Origin of the sequence: Blautia faecicola, assembly GCF_004123145.1 — a bacterium.
Classification (GTDB): domain Bacteria; phylum Bacillota; class Clostridia; order Lachnospirales; family Lachnospiraceae; genus Oliverpabstia; species Oliverpabstia faecicola.
Map to the genome: position 1 here is coordinate 928,660 of NZ_SDKC01000001.1, position 17,524 is coordinate 946,183.

A 17,524-nucleotide genomic window follows, 5' to 3' on the forward strand; every position below is an offset into this window, starting at 1 on the left:
AATCCTTTCTTCTAAGGTTCCAGTGCATGGATCACATCGGCGATCCGCTGCATCTCTTCTTTCCCGTAACGCTGGTCACAGGGGAGCGGGAGAATATCTGCCGCCCACTGATATTCGTAAGAGTCGGGCGCACAGTCCCGGATCACGTTGGACCAGTTGGTTGGAACAAAGATTTTTTCTTTCGCCAGCGCTTTTCGCAGCGCAATCCCGTTTTTATGATAATACGGATAGGCGAAAGGTCCGTCCGGTATCACGCGGGTAAACGGTGACTCGGAGGGGAGCAGTTCTTTCAGAAAAGCGTAATTTTCATTTCGTTTCTGACGGATCTGTTCGTAGTCGATCGCTTTTAACAGGTTCTGCGTCAGGCGGGACATTGTGCGGATCTCCATCTGGTGATAGGTCGCTGCGTTGTCTAACATTTTCTGATAATACGTTCCGGCATCTTTTTCGAAGCGGCCGAGAATATGTCCCATACGTTTTGCGGAGACGTCCTGCTCCTTTTCGGCAGTGAGCGTGGCATCTGTGGAAAGATAGGCGCCGTCACTCAGCCCGAAAAATTTCCGGCAGGAATACAGAGTATCCACACCGGGAAGCGGACGCTGGTAAAAAGCGTGGGTGTGATCCACGATGATATTTTCATAGTGTTTTTTATAATACAGAATCTTTTCATCCGTCAGCTGTCCGTAATAATTGACCAGATAGAGGTACTCCCCGGTATGCAGGGAAAGGTCAGGGGGGAGAACCGGTGCAAGATCTTTATCCAGCGGATAGAAGATCACATGGGTTCCCTGTCTTTCACAGGCATCGATCACGGAGTCACAGAGGAAAAACGGAAGATAGAGTGTCTCAATCTTACGGGATTCCAGCAGCCAGCAGAGGGCTGTACGGCCAAGATTCACTTTTACAAGATCAGGATAATATTCTTTCCCGTGGAAAACTTCCAGTTCCAGATATCCACCAATTTCCTGTTTCATACAATCCTCCTGTCAGACATCTTTTCTTCGGATGACATAATGCGGCATTTTCTTGGATTCGTTCAGAATATTCATCAGATAAATCCCCATGATTCCGATGGAAAGCAGAGTGATACCGAAGAATGCCAGCAGTACGAGCATCAGGGAAGTCCAGCCTTCCACGGAGACACCGTAGAGGAAATACCGGATCAGGAAGAAAATTCCGAGTCCCACACTGACCAGAAAACTGCAGATACCGAAATCACGAACCAGAAGCAGCGGGAAGGCTGAGTGGGAAGTGATATCGTAGAGCAGATCTTTGACCAGGCGGCGGAAAGAATAACCGCTTTTTCCGTAGGCTCTCGCATCATGGTGCACCGGTACATTGATGATCCGGTTGGAACTTAACACCAGAAGGTTGCCGATCTGTGGAAGATAGGTGTTTGTCTGCAACATGGCTTCCACGAGGAACCGGCGGATCAGACGGAAACTGGTGATCTGCAGATCCGGGTCTTTTCCGAGCATCTTGGAGGTAGCCCAGACAGAGACTTTGGTTCCGAGCCGGCGGATCGGTCCGTGCTTTCTTCCCTCGTAACTTGCGATGATGACATCCACATCGTCCCGTTCTTTGATGGTGTTGATCAGTTTCGGGATCTCTTCCGGCGGATGCTGAAGATCGTCATCCATGGTGATGATGAAATCTCCCTCCGCATGGGAAAATCCACACAGGAGAGCTGGATGCTGTCCGAAGTTTCTCGCCATCTGGATGATCTTTACGCGGGAATCCTTCTGCCGCAGTTCTTCCATGATCTGGTAGGAACGGTCTTTGGAACCGTCATCCACAAGGATCAGTTCAAACGGTTCCTGCACGGTTTCGCGGAAGACTTTCTCGAGACGTGTATAAAGTTCCGTTAAGGTATGTTCCGAATTATACACCGGAACAACAACAGAATATAAACTCATAGTATCTTGTGTTTCCTTTCTTAAAGGGTTGTTTTCTGTGCTTCATCATATCATTTTCAATCCCTTATTTCAAGGTTTTCCGGGGAAACGGCTCACCTTGACAAGGGATTTTACAACAGATATAATGGTGCAAGATCAAAGCACGTAAAAGGCGGGGAGGAACAGTTTTGCAGTACAGAGAATACGATACGGAAATATTGAATCGAATCAAGGATGTGGAAAAACAGATTTTATGCAAATATATCGAAATCTGTGAAAAATATCATCTGCGCTATTTCGTGGCGTTCGGAACGCTGCTCGGAACGGTGCGGCATAAGGGATTTATTCCCTGGGACGATGATATTGATGTGGGAATGCCGAGAGAAGATTATGAAAAATTCCTTCAGATCGCACAGAAAGAATGCGGGGAAGAGTATTTTCTTCAGACTGTCGATACGGATCCGGAGTATCATCTGTATTTTGCAAAGTTGCGTATGAATCACACCCGTTTTGTGGAAAACAGTCTGCAAAAGGCGGGAAGCGTTACCGGATTCTATATTGATATCTTTCCTTATGATGAGATCTCGGATGATGAGGCAGAGATGGAAAAACAGCTGAACCGGGCGGTGCGCTGGGGGATGATCCTGAGTATCTATAAGGTTAAAGAGCCGCAGATCGGTCAGTACGGACCGGCAAAAGATTTTGTGATGCGCTCCATCTGGCATATTCTGCACGGGGGGATGCATCTTTGCGGGATCTCTGCAAAGACGGTCTGGAAAAAGTGCAACCAGGCATTTATGCAGAAACCGGAGAAGGGAAGTTCCCGGATGACAACCTTTGCCGCAGATGCAAAAAAATGGATCATTGAGAAAAAAGAGATCGAACAGCTGGTGGATGTGCCGTTTGAGGATATCACCGTGAAGATTCCAGGCGGATACGATGCCATTCTTACCAGATGTTACGGAGATTATATGAAACTTCCGGATGAAAAAGACAGGGTAAACCATATGCCTGTAGAGATCCAGTTTCCGGGAGAAGAGGTAATGACATTTGGAAAATGAAAAGAAAGCACCTATCAGAGTATCGGTGATCGTTCCGGTCTATAACGCGGAAAGCTATCTTCGCACATGCCTGGATTCGATTTTACAGCAGACACTTGAGGATATTGAAATCCTTGCGGTAGATGACGGAAGCAAAGATCACTCAGCGGAGATACTGAGAGAATATGAAAAAAACTATCCGGATACGATCCATGCGATCTATCAGGAAAACCAGGGGCAGTCAGTGGCGCGAAACCATGCACTGGCGATGGCGTCCGGAGAGTTCGTGGCGTTTGTGGACAGCGACGATTACATAGGAAAAGATTTTCTGAAGAAAATGTATGACACCGCCATAGAACAGAAGTCGGACATGGTGATGTGCAATTATACCAAGGTGACGGAGCAGGGCGAGATCATTCAGAAGTATGAGATCAATTATCAGGAAAACGGGATCCGGATCCCGTCGTATCTTTGCTGTAACCGTCTGGTTCGAAGACAACTGTTTGACACCTGGAAGATCCGCTTCCGGGAAGGCGTGATCTGCGAAGATATTCCGCTGATCTTAAAACTGGAAGCTGTTGCCGCAAACATTCAGACCATCGGGGACGGAGAATATTATTACCGTGCGAATCCCCAGTCGACAACCTCGACGATCAAAAACCGGAAACTGGAGATGCGGCAGCTGCCTTTCGGAGAGCTGCGGGATGCCATCACATTTTGTACAGATAAAGAGCATCCGATGGATCCGTTAAAACTGGAATTTTTTATCTGCCGGATCATGACAAGCCTGTTGTTTGACACGGGAAGAGGATGCCGCAAAGAGGTGAAAGACGGAATGTGCCGGGAAGTACAGGAGATTATGAAGAACTGTTTCCCGAAATGCTATAAAAATCCTTATATAAAAGTGGGATATTTTCACCAACTTCCGGCGGTACAAAAGATCGGACCGTGGATTTTTGTGTGTGCACTCCGGGTACACGGACTGAAACTTCTGGCGAAACTGATAGGCTGAACAAAAAGGAAAAAATATGGAAGAAAAAAAAGTATCAATACAAAAGAGCATTATCTGGAACTCGGCGGGAAGTATGGTATATCTGATCACGCAGTGGCTGATCAGTGTACTGGTAGTCCGGCTCTCCGGTGTGGAAACGGCGGGAGTCCTGACCCTTGCCATGTCGGTCAATAACGTATTTTACAGCATCGCCATGCAGGGGATCCGCAATTATCAGGTATCGGACATGAAAGAAAAATACACTTCCGGTATCTATGTGAGCAGCCGTCTGATTATCTGTATCCTCTCGTTCCTGGCGTGTGGGGGTTATGCACTGATCGCCGGATACAGCTACGGATCGAGTCTGTGTATCGTTGCCTACTGCCTGTTTAAGATGGCGGAGGCGTTCTACGATGTCTATGCCGGAATTTGTCAGAAAAAATGGCGGATGGACTGGATCGGAAAATCCTGGCTGGTGAAAGGACTTCTTTCTTTTGCGGGATTTGTGGTGGTACTGGCAGTGACGCAGAGTCTGCTGGCAGCTATTCTTGCCATGGCGCTGGTCTCCTGGCTGGTGATCTTTTTCTATGATATTCCACGGGCAAAGAAGCTGGATACCATAAAGATTCATCTGAAAGAGAAAAAAAATATAACGTTGATGGCGGAATGTTTTCCGCTGTTATGTTACCAGACCATGGCATCCGTTATTCCGACGATCCCGCGTCTTGTGATGGAAAAACTTCTGGGAGGTGCGGCACTCGGTATCTACGGATCGGTTTCCGCACCGACGATGATCGTCCAGATGGGAGCGTCTTATGTATTTAACCCGTTTATCACGCTGTTTGCCGAACAGTACAGCAGTGGAAATATCCGGGATTTCTGGAAAACTTTTCGCAAATGCATGGCAGCGATCGCACTGATCAGCGTTGTCGCCCTTGGTGGCGGAAAGATCCTCGGACACTGGGGGCTGGAACTTCTGTACGGGGATGAGGTGGCAGCGCATGAAGATCTGTTGCTTCCTCTCATCGGCTGTACGATTCTGACCGCCATCGTGTGGTTTTTATGTGCGCTGCTTACGGTAGTAAGAGAGATCAAAGGACTGGTGATCTGCAATGTGATCATACTTCCGGTCAGCTATTTCGGCGCCTATCCGCTGATCCGCCAGTTTGGGATGCAGGGAGGAAGTATTTCCCTGGCGGTGAGTTATCTGATCGAGATCGTCGCACTCTGGATCTGGCTGTTACGGAAAGTCAGACAGAGGGAGAAACAACATATGGAAAAATAAGAAAAAGTGCCTGTTTTCGGCACTTTTTTGATCGTAAGAAAAGTATTCTTGAAGCGAAAGTATAAGAATGGTATAATAAGATGATATGGTATCGTCTGTAAAGAGGATATACAAAAAGAACAAAAGGAAAAAACGATGGAAAAAGTAAAGAATTACATACAGCTTCACCTGAATATTCTGCTGTTTTCGCTGACCAGTGTATTTTCCAAGATGGCGTCCGTTCAGTATAATAAGCACGGGCTGGGAAGTATCTGGCTTTATGTGTTTCTGGCACTGATGATCGGAAACTGCGGGATCTATGCCATTGCATGGCAGCAGGTGATAAAGAAGTTCTCCCTGTCCACAGCGTATGCAAACAAGAGTGTGTACCTGTTATGGTCGCAGATCTGGGCAGTGGTGATCTTTCATGAAAATCTGTCGGCGCAGAATATTATCGGAATCCTGGTAGTACTCGCCGGCGTATGGGTGGTGCAGCGCTATGAATAGAATGTTTATGTTACTGATGCTGGCAGGCACATTTTTTACTGCCATCTCCCAGGTACTCTTAAAACAGAGTGCCAATAAAAAATACAGCAATCCGCTGCTGGAATATCTGAACTGGCGGGTGATCGTGGCGTACGGGATCTTTTTCGGCGTATTGCTTCTGAACACCTGGTGTTATACGAAAGTGGATATGCGTTTCGGGCCGGTGATCGATACTGCGGCGTATGTATTTGTACTGATCTTTTCAAGATTGATTCTGAACGAGAAGATCACAAAAGGAAAACTTGTCGGAAATCTGCTGATCATAGCAGGAATTTTGATTTATACGATGTGAGATACCAGAGGCAGAAGTACGGAACAATCCGGTATCAAAGAAAAACAATAAACAGGAGTGAGAAGAGTGAGAATCAGTTTTAACCGCCCACCGTTTGTGGGAAAAGAAACAGAGTATATTAAAGAAGCCGTAGAAAAAAACGGTATGATCTGCGGAGACGGTCCGTTTACAAAAAAATGTTCCGAGTGGATGAAGGACAGGTTTCAGACGAAAAACGTATTGCTGACAACTTCCTGTACGCATGCACTGGAGATGGCGGCATTTCTGGCGGATATCCAGCCAGGAGATGAAGTGATCATGCCGTCGTATACGTTTGTATCCACCGCGGATGCTTTCGTTTTGCGGGGCGCTACCTGTGTGTTTGTGGATATCCGCCCGGATACGATGAATATCGATGAGACAAAAATCGAGGAAGCGATCACAGAGAAGACGAAAGCAATCGTGCCGGTGCATTATGCCGGTGTCAGCTGTGCGATGGATGAGATCATGGCAATCGCGAAAAAATACAATCTGAAAGTGGTGGAAGATGCCGCGCAGGGAGTGAATGCTTTTTATAAGGGAAAAGCACTGGGAACGATCGGTGATTTCGGATGCTACAGTTTCCATGAGACCAAGAATTATTCCATGGGAGAGGGTGGTGCGATTCTCTTTCAGGATGACAAATATCTGGAACCGGCGGAAATTTTACGGGAAAAGGGAACGAACCGCAGCCAGTATTTCCGTGGACAGATCGACAAATATACCTGGGTGGGCTATGGTTCTTCTTACCTGCCAAGCGATATGAATGCCGCCTATCTGTGGGCGCAGCTGGAAGTGGCAGATAAGATCAATGACAAGAGACTGTCTATCTGGAACTTCTATCACGAAGAACTGAAAGAACTGGAAGACAGAGGAGTGCTGGAACGCCCGTATATCCCGGAATATGCAACACACAATGCCCATATGTATTACATCAAAGTAAAAGATCTGAAGGTGCGGACAAAACTTCTGGCATATCTGAAACAGCGCGGGATCCTGAGCGTCTTTCATTATGTACCGCTTCACACGGCAACTGCAGGAAAGAAATTTGGAAGATTCCACGGCGAGGATGTCTACACGACAAAAGAGAGCGAACGGCTGTGCCGTCTGCCGATGTATTACAGCCTGTCTCTGGAAGAAGCGGCGGAAGTGGTAAAAGCACTGAAGGAATTTACGGAGTATGAGACAATAGAAGGAAGATAAAAGGCAGATAAACGGCAACAGAAAGGAGTATCGATGAGTTCAGGAAACTGGATGCGTTATCTGAAAAAGATAAAACCGTATACGATCAAAAAGGGGTTTCGTTATCTGAAACATTACGGACCGAAGGAGTTCTGGGTGCGCCTGTGCGAGCGGATGGAACCGGAAGAAGTGCCTTACGGACCATGGTTTGAAAGCCATAAACCAACGGAAAAAGAACTGGAAGCACAGAGAAAGAAACAGTGGAAAAAACAGCCGCTGATCAGTGTGGTTGTCCCGGCATATAAAACGCCTGAAAAATTCCTGCGGGAAATGATCAAATCTCTGGAGGCGCAGACCTACACAAACTGGGAACTGTGTATCGCCAATGCAAGTCCGGAAGACACAGCGATGGCGGAAGTGCTCCGGGAGTACACCGGGAAAGATGCCAGAGTAAAAGTGGAAGATCTGAAAGAAAATCTCGGAATCGCGGAAAATACGAATGCCGCGATGGAGATGGCAGTCGGGGAATTTACCGGGCTGCTCGATCATGACGATCTGCTGGCACCGCAGGCACTCTACCGGATCGTGGAGGCGTTGAATCAAAGTTCAGAAGAGCCGGACGTTTTTTATTCGGATGAGGATAAGGTGACAACGGATCTGAGCGAACATTTTCAGCCGCATTTCAAACCGGATTTTAATATCGATCTGTTAAGATCCAATAATTATATTACACATTTCTTTGTGGTGAGAACGAATCTGATCCGTCAGGTTGGCGGGTTCCGCAGAGAGTATGACGGTGCGCAGGATTATGATTTCATCTTCCGGTGTACGGAGGCGGCGAAACACATCTGCCACATCCCGGAAGTGCTGTATCACTGGCGGACGCATCAGGCATCTACGGCGGACAATCCGGCAAGCAAGATGTATGCGTTTGACGCGGGAAAACGTGCCATCGAAGCGCATCTGAAACGACAGGGTGTGGAGGGAACCGTGAGCCATACGAAAGACCTTGGTTTCTATCAGGTGGAATATCCGGTACAGGGAAATCCGCTGGTGTCCATCCTGATTCCGAACAAAGATCAGAAAGATACGTTGAAACAGTGTCTGGACTCCGTATTTTCTAAGACTGCATATGCCAATTATGAAGTGATCATCATAGAGAATAACAGCCAGGAGAAAGAAACCTGGGAATACTATGAAGAACTGAAGCAGCGGGACAACGTAAAGATCGTGACCTGGGAATCCGGATTTAACTATTCGGCGATCAATAATTTCGGAGAAAAATCGGCCTCCGGAGAGTATCTGCTGTTTTTAAATAATGATGTGGAAGTGATCAATCCGCATTGGATGGAAGAACTGCTGGGAAACTGCCAGCGAAAAGAAGTGGGGATCGTGGGAGCAAAATTGTATTACCCAGACGATACGATCCAGCATGCGGGAACGATCATCGGAATCGGCGGGATCGCCGGTCATGCCTTTTTAAATATGCCGCGTTCGCGAAGCGGTTACCTGCACAAGGCATCTTTGCAGATGGATTTGAGTGCGGTGACAGCGGCATGCATGATGATGAAACGGTCTGTATTTGAAAGCCTGGGTGGATTTGAAGAAAAACTTGCGGTGGCTTTTAACGATGTGGATCTGTGTTTGCGCTGTGTGAAAGCCGGCTATCTGGTGGTTTACAATCCGAAAGTGGAACTGTATCATTACGAATCCAAATCCAGAGGATCGGAGGACAGCGAAGAAAAGGTGCGCCGGTTCCAGCAGGAGACCGAATTTATGCGGACCCGATGGATCGATCTGCTAAAACAGGGAGATCCCTATTACAATAAAAACCTTACTCTGAGCAAATGGAATTATTCCCTGCGGGCGTAAGGAAGGAGATACGATGAAAAAGATAACCGTTGTGATTCCCAACTTTAACGGGATGCAGTATGTGGAACGTTGTCTGGACAGTCTGGAGAGACAGACATTTTCCGATTTTGATGTGATTTTTGTGGACAATGGTTCCGTGGATGGAAGCAGAGAACTGACCGAAGAAAAATACCCATGGGTGAAGGTGATCGCGCTGGCGGAAAACACCGGGTTCTGTAAGGCGGTAAATCTCGGAATCGAGGCGACACAGACACCGTATGTGGTGTTGTTAAACAATGATACCGAGGCGGAACCGGATTTTCTGAAAGAGCTGTATCTTGGAATTGAAAGAAAAAAGAACGCTTTTTCCGGGGCAGCGCGGATGCTGCAGTTTCATGACCGGGGAAAGATGGATGACGCCGGGAATTATTATAACTGCCTTGGCTGGGCATTTGCTCTGGGAAAAGGAAAACCGGAAGAAAATTATCTGAAAGAGCGGAAAATATTTGCCTCCTGCGGGGGAGCGGCGATTTACCGGACGGAACTGGTAAAGAAACTCGGCGGATTTGACGAGGAGCATTTTGCTTATCTCGAAGACATCGATCTCGGATACCGGGCGCAGATCGCCGGGTACAAAAACTGGTATCTGCCGAAAGCAGGGGTGTACCATGTGGGAAGCGGAACTTCCGGCTCCCGCTACAATCAATTCAAGATCCGATATTCTTCGAGAAATAATATCTATATGCTTTATAAAAACATGCCCCTTTTGCAGATCCTTCTGAACCTGCCGTTTCTGATCCTGGGATTTGGCACGAAACTGGTGTTCTTTGCCACGAAAAAGTACGGACGGGAATATGCCGCGGGAATCAAGAATGGATTTTCCCTGTGCAAGAAAGAAAAAAAAGTACCGTTTTCCTGGAAACATCTGCCAAATTACGCAAAGATCCAGTTGCAATTATGGATCAATGTGATCCGGAGATTTGGATAGGGGAGGCATACGGGAACGTAAGTTTTGTTGACAGGAAAATGCTTCCTGACTATAATATGTAAGAAAAGTGTAAGTTAATTAATAAAATGTTTGGTTGAGCTTTTTGGGGTTCCGTATTATAGTAATATGGTAAACAGAAAGGGATACCGAAAACGATTAAAAGGTGAAAAATATTGATTAAAGATAATCAGAAGTACTTTAATCGTATGCACGTAGTGATAGATGCCGTTGTGATCATCATTTCCTATCTGGCGGCATGGTTATTAAAATTCGTGGGTCCGTTTTCCGGCGATGCGGTCAGGAGCTTGTCTTTTGAGTGGTATATGACAGCACTGTTTGGAATTGTCCCTGTTTATCTGATTCTGTATTATGCATTTAATTTGTATACACCCAAACGGGTACAGGGACGCAGGCTGGAATTTTCCAACATTGTAAAAGCGAATACAGTGGGACTCCTGTTGTTGATCGGCGGCATCTATGTGTTGCTCAAAGAGATCAACTTTTCCCGTGACATGTTGTTTTACTTTTATTTTATCAACATGTGTCTGGAAGAACTGGTTCGTATGGCGATCCGCTATCTGTTGCGGGATATCCGCAAGAGAGGACTGAATCAGAAGCATATCTTACTGGTTGGTTACAGCAAGGCAGCGGAAGGATATATCGACCGGATCCTGGAAAATCCGCAGTGGGGTTATCAGATTCGGGGAATCCTCGATGACAATGTGGAAGCGGGAACTACGTACCGCGGAATTAAAGTACTTGGAAGAATTGCTAATCTGATGGTGATCTTACCGGAAAACCGGCTGGATGAGATCGCGATCACTTTGGGACTGAGTGAGTATTACCGGCTGCAGGAAATTGTGGCAATGTGTGAAAAGTCAGGAGTTCATACGAAGTTTATTCCTGATTATAACAATATCATTCCGACAAAACCGTATACGGAAGATTTACTGGGACTTCCGGTCATCAATATCCGGTATGTGCCACTGACCAATACGTTCAACGCGGTGGTGAAACGGCTGATGGATATCTTCGGATCGCTGGTTGCAATCATCCTGTTTTCTCCGGTGATGCTGTTTGCCGTGATCATGATCAAACTGACGTCTCCGGGACCGTTGATCTATAAACAGGAGCGGGTGGGACTTCACAATCATACGTTTATGATGTACAAGTTCCGTTCGATGGAAGTACAGTCAAAGGAAAGTGAAAAGAAGGCATGGACCGTGAAAAACGATCCAAGAGTGACCGGAATCGGAAAACTGATGCGAAGGACGAGTATCGATGAACTGCCACAGCTGTTCAACATCCTGAAAGGGGATATGAGTTTGGTGGGACCAAGACCGGAGCGTCCGTTTTTCGTGGAAAAATTCAGGGAAGAAATTCCGAGATATATGGTGAAACATCAGGTACGTCCGGGTCTTACCGGCTGGGCACAGGTGAACGGATACAGGGGCAATACCTCGATCCGGAAACGAATCGAATACGACCTGTATTACATCGAAAACTGGTCGATCGGACTGGATATAAAGATTATTTTGCTGACATTTTTAAAAGGCTTTATCAACAAGAATGCGTATTAGGCAAAAGGTCCGCAAGATAGGAAACGAAAAGGAATCATAAGGAGTAGATACATGGCGAAGAAGAAAAACCTGACGGACAGACAGAAAAGAGTCCGACGCAGACGTCGGAGAAGTACGTTGAGCAGAGTGATGTTCGCACTGGAAATTATCGTTCTGGTAGTCCTGATGGGCGGACTGTTTGTATATGCGAAACTTGGAAAGCTGAATCACGAGACGATCAATGAAGAAGAACTTGATGTGAATGAGAGCGTGACGGAAAACCAGGTCATGAAAGGATATACCACGATCGCACTGGTAGGAATCGACAGCCGGGATGACAAGCTGAAGAGTGACTGGAACAGTGATACGATGATCATAGCAAGCATCAATAACGACACCAAGAAAGTAAAACTGGTGTCGGTATACCGGGATACCTATCTGTGTCTGGGAGAAGATGAAGATGAAAATAATTCCTATGGACTTGCCAATTCGGCGTATTGTACCGGCGGTGCCAAGAAAATGATCAACATGCTGAACAAAAATCTGGATATGAACATTTCCGATTTTGTTACCGTGAATTTTCAGGCAGTGGCAGAGACGGTGGAACTGCTTGGTGGAATTGATGTGGAGATGAAAAAAGAAGAGGTTGTTCATCTGAACAATTATTGTGTGGAAACCTCGGAAGTGACAGGGATGGATTACACCCCGCTGGAGGAAATCGAGGGTGTGCATCATCTGAACGGTGTACAGGCAGTAGCTTATGCACGAATCCGAAAAACATCCGGAAACGATTTCCGCCGTGCGGCAAGACAGAGGGAAGTGATCTACAGAATTGTAGAAAAAGCGAAGAATTCAAGTATTGCCACGTTAAATACGGTACTGGATAAAATTTTCCCTATGATCTATACCTCATTAACGGAAAAAGAGATTTTATCGATGGGAATGAATATGCTGTCATATGATATTGAAGATCAGACCGGTTTTCCGTTTGATCATCTGTATGGCGATACGGTGAAAGAGGCGATGGATGGTGTGGACTGCGTACTGCCGATCACCCTGGAGTCGAATGTAATCAAACTTCATGAATTCCTGTACCCGGAAGACAGTTATGTACCGTCAAACGAGGTGAAGACATACAGTCAGGAAATTATCGATAAGAGTGGATTTGGTGAAGAATCCAGACTGGAACACTCGGAAGACGGATCGCTGGCAGCTTATCGGGAAACGGATACAGAATCCGCTGATACGACAGAAAATACTGCGGATACACAGGAAGAGAGTACGGCAGATACAACCGGTGACACACAGGGATATGATGAGTCTTCCCTGGCACAGTAAACCTTAGGGGATACAAAAGAGGGAGGGGAAGTCTATGGCTAAGAAGAAACCACTGACCAAAAAACAAAAGAGAATCTTACAGAGAAGAAGACGCAGAAGAATCCTGTTCGGAATAGAGATTTTTCTTCTGCTGATTCTGATTGGCGGAGTATTTATCTATGCAAAACTGGGCAAGATGAATTTTACCGATCTTGATTTCAGTAAGATTGGTGTGAATACCGGTGTCAGTGACAATAACGTGATGAAGGGATATACGACGATCGGACTGATCGGTCTGGATGGTCGTGACGGAGAACTGAAATCGGGCGCCCGCAGTGATACGATGATCATAGCAAGTATCAACAATGACACCAAAAAGGTGAAACTGGTGTCGGTATATCGTGATACCTATCTGCGGATCGGGGAAGATTCTGAGGGAAACGGTCAGTATAATAAAGCGAATGCTGCCTATGCAGAAGGTGGTCCGGAACAGTTTCTGAGTATGCTGAATACCAATCTGGATCTGAATGTGACAGATTTTGTGAGTGTAGACTTCCAGGCAGTTGCGGAAGCCGTGGAACTGCTTGGTGGAATTGATGTGGAACTGAAAGAAGAAGAAGTGGTTCATCTGAACAATTACTGTGTGGGGACCTCAAAAGTTACCGGCATGGATTATACACCGCTGGAGGAAAAAGCAGGTGTCCATCATCTGAACGGTGTACAGACGGTATCTTATGCACGAATCCGTTATACATCCGGAAATGATTTCCGCCGTGCGGCAAGACAGCGAGAGGTAATCTACAAAATTGTAGAGAAAGCAAAGAACTCGGATATTGCCACCCTGAGCAAGATTCTGGATAAGGTATTTCCAAAGGTATATACTTCCTTTACAAAAGCAGAAATCCTGCAGATGGGAATGAGCATGATGTCATATGACATCGAAGATCAGACCGGTTTCCCGTTTGATCATCTGTATGGAGAACGGGTAAAAGATGCGATGGGTGGTCTGGATGTGGTACTCCCGGTTACGCTGGAATCCAATGTAATCAAACTGCATGAGTTCCTGTATCCGGAAGACAGTTATACTCCTTCCGATGAGGTAAAAGCATACAGTCAGAGAATCGTGGATAAGAGTGGTTTCGGAGATGAGTCCCGACTGGATCATTCAGAGGATGGATCTCTTGCCGCTTATCGTACGGGTGGTACGGAGTAAGAGAAAAAATAAAATAATAAAGAACTGTCGTGTAAGTCATGCGGCAGTTCTTTTCGCATGTATAAAAAAGGAATGGAGCAGAGCATGGAAAAGAAAACGGTAGATGTGATCATCCCGGCATACCGTCCGGGGGAAGGGTGGAAGCTGCTGCTGCGGGGACTGGAAGGACAGACCTGGCCGGTACACCGCCTGATCGTGATGAATACAGGAGAGGAAAACTGGGAAGCGGCTTATGAGAAAACGACGATTCCGATGGAAGTGCATCATCTGACCAGAGAGGAATTCGATCATGGGAAGACAAGAGATCAGGCGGCACGAATGAGTCAGGCAGATTATCTGCTGTTTATGACACAGGATGCGCTGCCGGAAGACCGCCATCTGATTGAAAAACTGGTGGAGGCGATTGAACAGGAAGAAAAGATCGGCGCGGCGTATGCGAGACAGCTGCCGCGGGAGGACTGCCGGCTGATGGAACAGTATACGAGGCAGTTTAACTATCCGGAAAAAAGTCGGGTGAAATGGCTGGCAGACCTGCCGGAACTCGGTATCAAGACGTATTTCTGTTCCAATGTGTGCGCGATGTATAAGCGGGAGCTGTATTTGCAACTGGGTGGCTTTGTGAAGAAAACGATTTTTAATGAGGATATGATCTTTGCCGGCGGGCTGATCCAGAAGGGATATGGAGTGGCTTATGCGGCAGAGGCAAAGGTGGTACATTCCCATAATCATTCGGCAATCCAGCAGTTTCACCGGAACTTTGATCTGGCAGTTTCACAGGCGGATCACCCGGAAGTTTTTGACGGGATCCGATCGGAAGGAGAGGGGATCCGTCTGGTGAAAAAGACGGCGGGCTGGCTCTGCCGCCAGGGAAAACCGTGGCTGGTGATCCAGCTGGTATGGCAAAGCGGCTGGAAGTATCTGGGCTATCTTCTGGGGAAAAAATACCGAAAGCTTCCACGCTGGGTGATCGATCGCTGCACGATGAATCCGAAATATTGGGAATAAGCGGGAAAGTTCACAATTTCAACACAATTTTCGGATATGATAAACAGATACACAAGACGCGAAAAAGAATAGAAATACAGATAAAGGACAGGGAGAAAAACGATGAGTGATGAATGGAAAGTGCCGGGAACGGAACCGGAAGAAAATCAGCAGACAGTCGTTGAGGAAACGGAGACTGCTGAAGTGACAGATGGAAAAGAGAATGAGGAAGCTGCAGCAGAGGAAACAGCAGAAACGACAGAATCTACAGAGCAGGATGTAACACCGGAACAGGCAGAGGTGACAGAAACGGCGGAAGAAGTGAGACCGGACGCAGATGCACAGGCTGGGGAGACCGGAGAAGTGAAAACACGGTATCCATGGGAAGCGGTGCTTGGAAAAGAAGAAAGAAAAGAAGCTGATCAGGAGCAGGTAGAACAGTCTGCGCCGGAGACACCGGTACAGCCACAGGAACAGGCAGCACCGCAGAGTGATGCACAGACGACAGATCCACAGGCAGCAGGTTCCTATCACTGGGTGAATCCGGAGTATCAGAAACGCCAGAACGGAACGGACGGCGAGGAACGTACCAGTCAGAACACGTATGAGAATCAGAATTACCGGGAAGATGTCAGTGGAACCGCAGATACGCAGAACCGGACAGAGACAACAGCCAATGAACCGAATAACGGAGGCTGGGGACAGCCGGTAGGTGGAAACCAGACAACAAAAGAGACAGAGAGTAACCATTCTTCCGGACAGGCAACCGGGGGCTATCAGAATGGCAACTGGGGCTGTGCGGGAAACGGTCAGAACAGCCAGAATACGCAGAATGGCGGAGCATATCAGAACGGAAATTCCTGGACGAGCCGGGAACAGAGTACGCAGAACGGTCCGGTGACCGGTCAGAGAAAGTATGGAAATTATACGTATTACCAGCCACAGCAGGATCCGAATCAACCACAGGATCACAGAAAACCGGGCGGAACAGGAAAAAAAGTATTAGTAACGCTTGGTCTGGCGGTACTTTTTGGTGTAGTTGCAGGCGGTATCATCATCGGATCCAGTATGATCGTGCATAAAGAAATTAAAAATGAGCAGAAAACAGAGTATCAGCTTCCGACCACGGAACTGCCGCAGCAGGAGAATGCTGACGGGGACAGTAACAGTGCAGCAGGAAGCGGAAGTGATGCAACGGAGGAAGTAAGCGCAGGCACAACGGGAGAATACACCGTTGCACAGGTGGCAAAAAGTTGTATGCCGTCTGTTGTATCTATTACGAATGCGTCTGTAAAAATGGTACAGGATTTCTTTGGCGGCGTGCAGCAGTACCCGAGTGAGAGTTCCGGTTCCGGTATCATTGTAGGACAGAATGACAGTGAAATCCTGGTAGCAACGAATAATCATGTAGTAGCTGATGCAGATACTATTACGGTCGCTTTTGATGATGATGCGGTGTATGAAGCTCAGGTCAAGGGAACGGATTCCGACAACGATCTGGCGGTAGTCGCTGTGAAAATTTCGGATATGAGTGAAGATACTCTGAAATCCATTAAAGTAGTAAGCATCGGCAATTCCGACGAGCTGGAAATCGGGGAACAGGTAGTTGCCATTGGTAATGCACTGGGATATGGACAGTCCGTAACTTCCGGATGGATCAGTGCGGTGGATCGTGAAGTAACCGACGAAGACGGAAAGACAACCGGAAAACTGATCCAGACCGATGCAGCGATCAATCCTGGAAACAGCGGTGGCGCACTGCTGAACATGCAGGGAGAACTGATCGGTATCAACTCTGCGAAAGCGGCAGCTACCGAGGTAGAAGGAATGGGTTATGCGATTCCGGTATCTGTGGCACAGCCGATTCTGGACGAACTGATGAACCGTGAGACAAGATATAAGACGGATGAGGAGCATGCGGGTTATATCGGTGTGACCTGTCTGAATGTGGATTCTACTTCCGCACAGACTTACGGTATTCCGCTGGGTGCGTTTGTGGATTCCGTAGAAGAAGGCGGACCGGCGCAGACAGCCGGTATCCAGAAAGGGGATGTCATTGTCAAGTTTGACGGTATGACAGTTTCCGGAAGTTCTGATCTGGTTGGAAAACTGGAGTATTATCAGGCTGGTGAGACTGTGGATGTTGTGATCAGCCGGGCACAGAACGGGGAGTATCAGGAGCAGACGGTTTCGGTTACTCTTGGAAAGAAGAGTGAGATGAAGCAGGCGGATCCCCAGCAGGGTAAGTAAGTGAATAAGTAGTATCATAGACGGACGCGGCAGGGGTTCCCGCCAGAGTCCGGCAACGTGGGGCAGAGCAACTTTAAGCGCCCACACAGTGTTGCCGGACCCTGGCGGGAACCCCTGCCGCTGTGCGTTGACGG

Annotated in this window: 15 protein-coding genes; 13 read left to right on the forward strand and 2 right to left on the reverse strand. The window is 47.3% G+C overall.

The window, feature by feature from the left end:
- Positions 1 to 11 precede the first annotated feature (11 nt).
- Positions 12 to 974, reverse strand: a complete 963-nt coding sequence (locus ETP43_RS04325; RefSeq protein ID WP_129257150.1) for an aspartate aminotransferase family protein — start codon at positions 972 to 974, stop codon at positions 12 to 14.
- A 12-nt stretch (positions 975 to 986) separates the two neighbouring features.
- Positions 987 to 1,916, reverse strand: coding sequence for a glycosyltransferase family 2 protein (locus ETP43_RS04330; protein ID WP_022400300.1), 930 nt, complete (start codon positions 1,914 to 1,916; stop codon positions 987 to 989).
- A 167-nt stretch (positions 1,917 to 2,083) separates the two neighbouring features.
- Here ETP43_RS04330 and ETP43_RS04335 point away from each other — a divergent pair, with 167 nt between their 5' ends.
- The 13 genes from ETP43_RS04335 (at position 2,084) to ETP43_RS17525 (ending at position 17,390) form a co-directional block, all read left to right on the forward strand.
- Positions 2,084 to 2,956 carry a LicD family protein gene (locus ETP43_RS04335; protein WP_164979594.1) on the forward strand — a complete coding sequence of 291 codons (873 nt, stop codon included), beginning with the start codon at positions 2,084 to 2,086 and terminating at the stop codon, positions 2,954 to 2,956.
- Positions 2,946 to 3,947 carry a glycosyltransferase family 2 protein gene (locus ETP43_RS04340; RefSeq protein ID WP_129257152.1) on the forward strand — a complete coding sequence of 334 codons (1,002 nt, stop codon included), beginning with the start codon at positions 2,946 to 2,948 and terminating at the stop codon, positions 3,945 to 3,947. The genes ETP43_RS04335 and ETP43_RS04340 overlap by 11 nt, the downstream gene beginning before the upstream one ends.
- A 16-nt stretch (positions 3,948 to 3,963) precedes the next feature.
- Positions 3,964 to 5,211: a lipopolysaccharide biosynthesis protein gene (locus ETP43_RS04345; protein WP_022400303.1), complete on the forward strand. Its 1,248-nt coding sequence runs from the start codon at positions 3,964 to 3,966 to the stop codon at positions 5,209 to 5,211.
- A 135-nt stretch (positions 5,212 to 5,346) separates the two neighbouring features.
- Complete coding sequence (locus tag ETP43_RS04350) at positions 5,347 to 5,697, forward strand: hypothetical protein (RefSeq protein ID WP_022400304.1); 351 nt, start codon at positions 5,347 to 5,349, stop codon at positions 5,695 to 5,697.
- Complete coding sequence (locus tag ETP43_RS04355) at positions 5,690 to 6,028, forward strand: EamA family transporter (protein WP_022400305.1); 339 nt, start codon at positions 5,690 to 5,692, stop codon at positions 6,026 to 6,028. The genes ETP43_RS04350 and ETP43_RS04355 overlap by 8 nt, the downstream gene beginning before the upstream one ends.
- A gap of 66 nt (positions 6,029 to 6,094) precedes the next feature.
- Positions 6,095 to 7,249, forward strand: a complete 1,155-nt coding sequence (gene rffA / locus ETP43_RS04360) for a dTDP-4-amino-4,6-dideoxygalactose transaminase (protein WP_243114186.1) — start codon at positions 6,095 to 6,097, stop codon at positions 7,247 to 7,249.
- Positions 7,250 to 7,282: 33 nt separating this feature from the next.
- Complete coding sequence (locus ETP43_RS04365) at positions 7,283 to 9,100, forward strand: glycosyltransferase family 2 protein (RefSeq protein ID WP_243114187.1); 1,818 nt, start codon at positions 7,283 to 7,285, stop codon at positions 9,098 to 9,100.
- Positions 9,101 to 9,113: 13 nt separating this feature from the next.
- Positions 9,114 to 10,067 (forward strand): glycosyltransferase family 2 protein, encoded by a 954-nt coding sequence (locus ETP43_RS04370; protein ID WP_022400308.1) that lies wholly within the window; start codon positions 9,114 to 9,116, stop codon positions 10,065 to 10,067.
- Between the two features lie 173 nt (positions 10,068 to 10,240).
- Positions 10,241 to 11,647: an undecaprenyl-phosphate glucose phosphotransferase gene (locus ETP43_RS04375; RefSeq protein ID WP_129257153.1), complete on the forward strand. Its 1,407-nt coding sequence runs from the start codon at positions 10,241 to 10,243 to the stop codon at positions 11,645 to 11,647.
- A gap of 51 nt (positions 11,648 to 11,698) precedes the next feature.
- Positions 11,699 to 12,964, forward strand: coding sequence for an LCP family protein (locus ETP43_RS04380; RefSeq protein WP_129257154.1), 1,266 nt, complete (start codon positions 11,699 to 11,701; stop codon positions 12,962 to 12,964).
- 34 nt (positions 12,965 to 12,998) lie between these two features.
- Positions 12,999 to 14,156: an LCP family protein gene (locus ETP43_RS04385; protein WP_129257155.1), complete on the forward strand. Its 1,158-nt coding sequence runs from the start codon at positions 12,999 to 13,001 to the stop codon at positions 14,154 to 14,156.
- Positions 14,157 to 14,213: 57 nt separating this feature from the next.
- The gene (locus ETP43_RS04390; protein ID WP_243114188.1) at positions 14,214 to 15,161 is read left to right on the forward strand and encodes a glycosyltransferase family 2 protein; all 948 of its coding nucleotides are present in this window, start codon (positions 14,214 to 14,216) and stop codon (positions 15,159 to 15,161) included.
- A 102-nt stretch (positions 15,162 to 15,263) separates the two neighbouring features.
- Entirely contained in the window at positions 15,264 to 17,390 is a 2,127-nt protein-coding gene (locus ETP43_RS17525; protein ID WP_243114189.1) for a S1C family serine protease, read from the forward strand.
- Positions 17,391 to 17,524 lie beyond the last annotated feature (134 nt).

Coding starts and splice junctions, on each gene's coding strand:
- ETP43_RS17525 (WP_243114189.1), top strand. CDS start 15,264: ATGAGTGATGAATGGAAAGTGCCGGGAACGGAACCGGAAGAAAATCAG.
- ETP43_RS04380 (WP_129257154.1), top strand. CDS start 11,699: ATGGCGAAGAAGAAAAACCTGACGGACAGACAGAAAAGAGTCCGACGC.
- ETP43_RS04325 (WP_129257150.1), bottom strand. CDS start 974: ATGAAACAGGAAATTGGTGGATATCTGGAACTGGAAGTTTTCCACGGG.
- ETP43_RS04370 (WP_022400308.1), top strand. CDS start 9,114: ATGAAAAAGATAACCGTTGTGATTCCCAACTTTAACGGGATGCAGTAT.
- ETP43_RS04345 (WP_022400303.1), top strand. CDS start 3,964: ATGGAAGAAAAAAAAGTATCAATACAAAAGAGCATTATCTGGAACTCG.
- ETP43_RS04385 (WP_129257155.1), top strand. CDS start 12,999: ATGGCTAAGAAGAAACCACTGACCAAAAAACAAAAGAGAATCTTACAG.
- ETP43_RS04350 (WP_022400304.1), top strand. CDS start 5,347: ATGGAAAAAGTAAAGAATTACATACAGCTTCACCTGAATATTCTGCTG.
- ETP43_RS04330 (WP_022400300.1), bottom strand. CDS start 1,916: ATGAGTTTATATTCTGTTGTTGTTCCGGTGTATAATTCGGAACATACC.
- ETP43_RS04390 (WP_243114188.1), top strand. CDS start 14,214: ATGTATAAAAAAGGAATGGAGCAGAGCATGGAAAAGAAAACGGTAGAT.
- ETP43_RS04365 (WP_243114187.1), top strand. CDS start 7,283: ATGAGTTCAGGAAACTGGATGCGTTATCTGAAAAAGATAAAACCGTAT.
- ETP43_RS04355 (WP_022400305.1), top strand. CDS start 5,690: ATGAATAGAATGTTTATGTTACTGATGCTGGCAGGCACATTTTTTACT.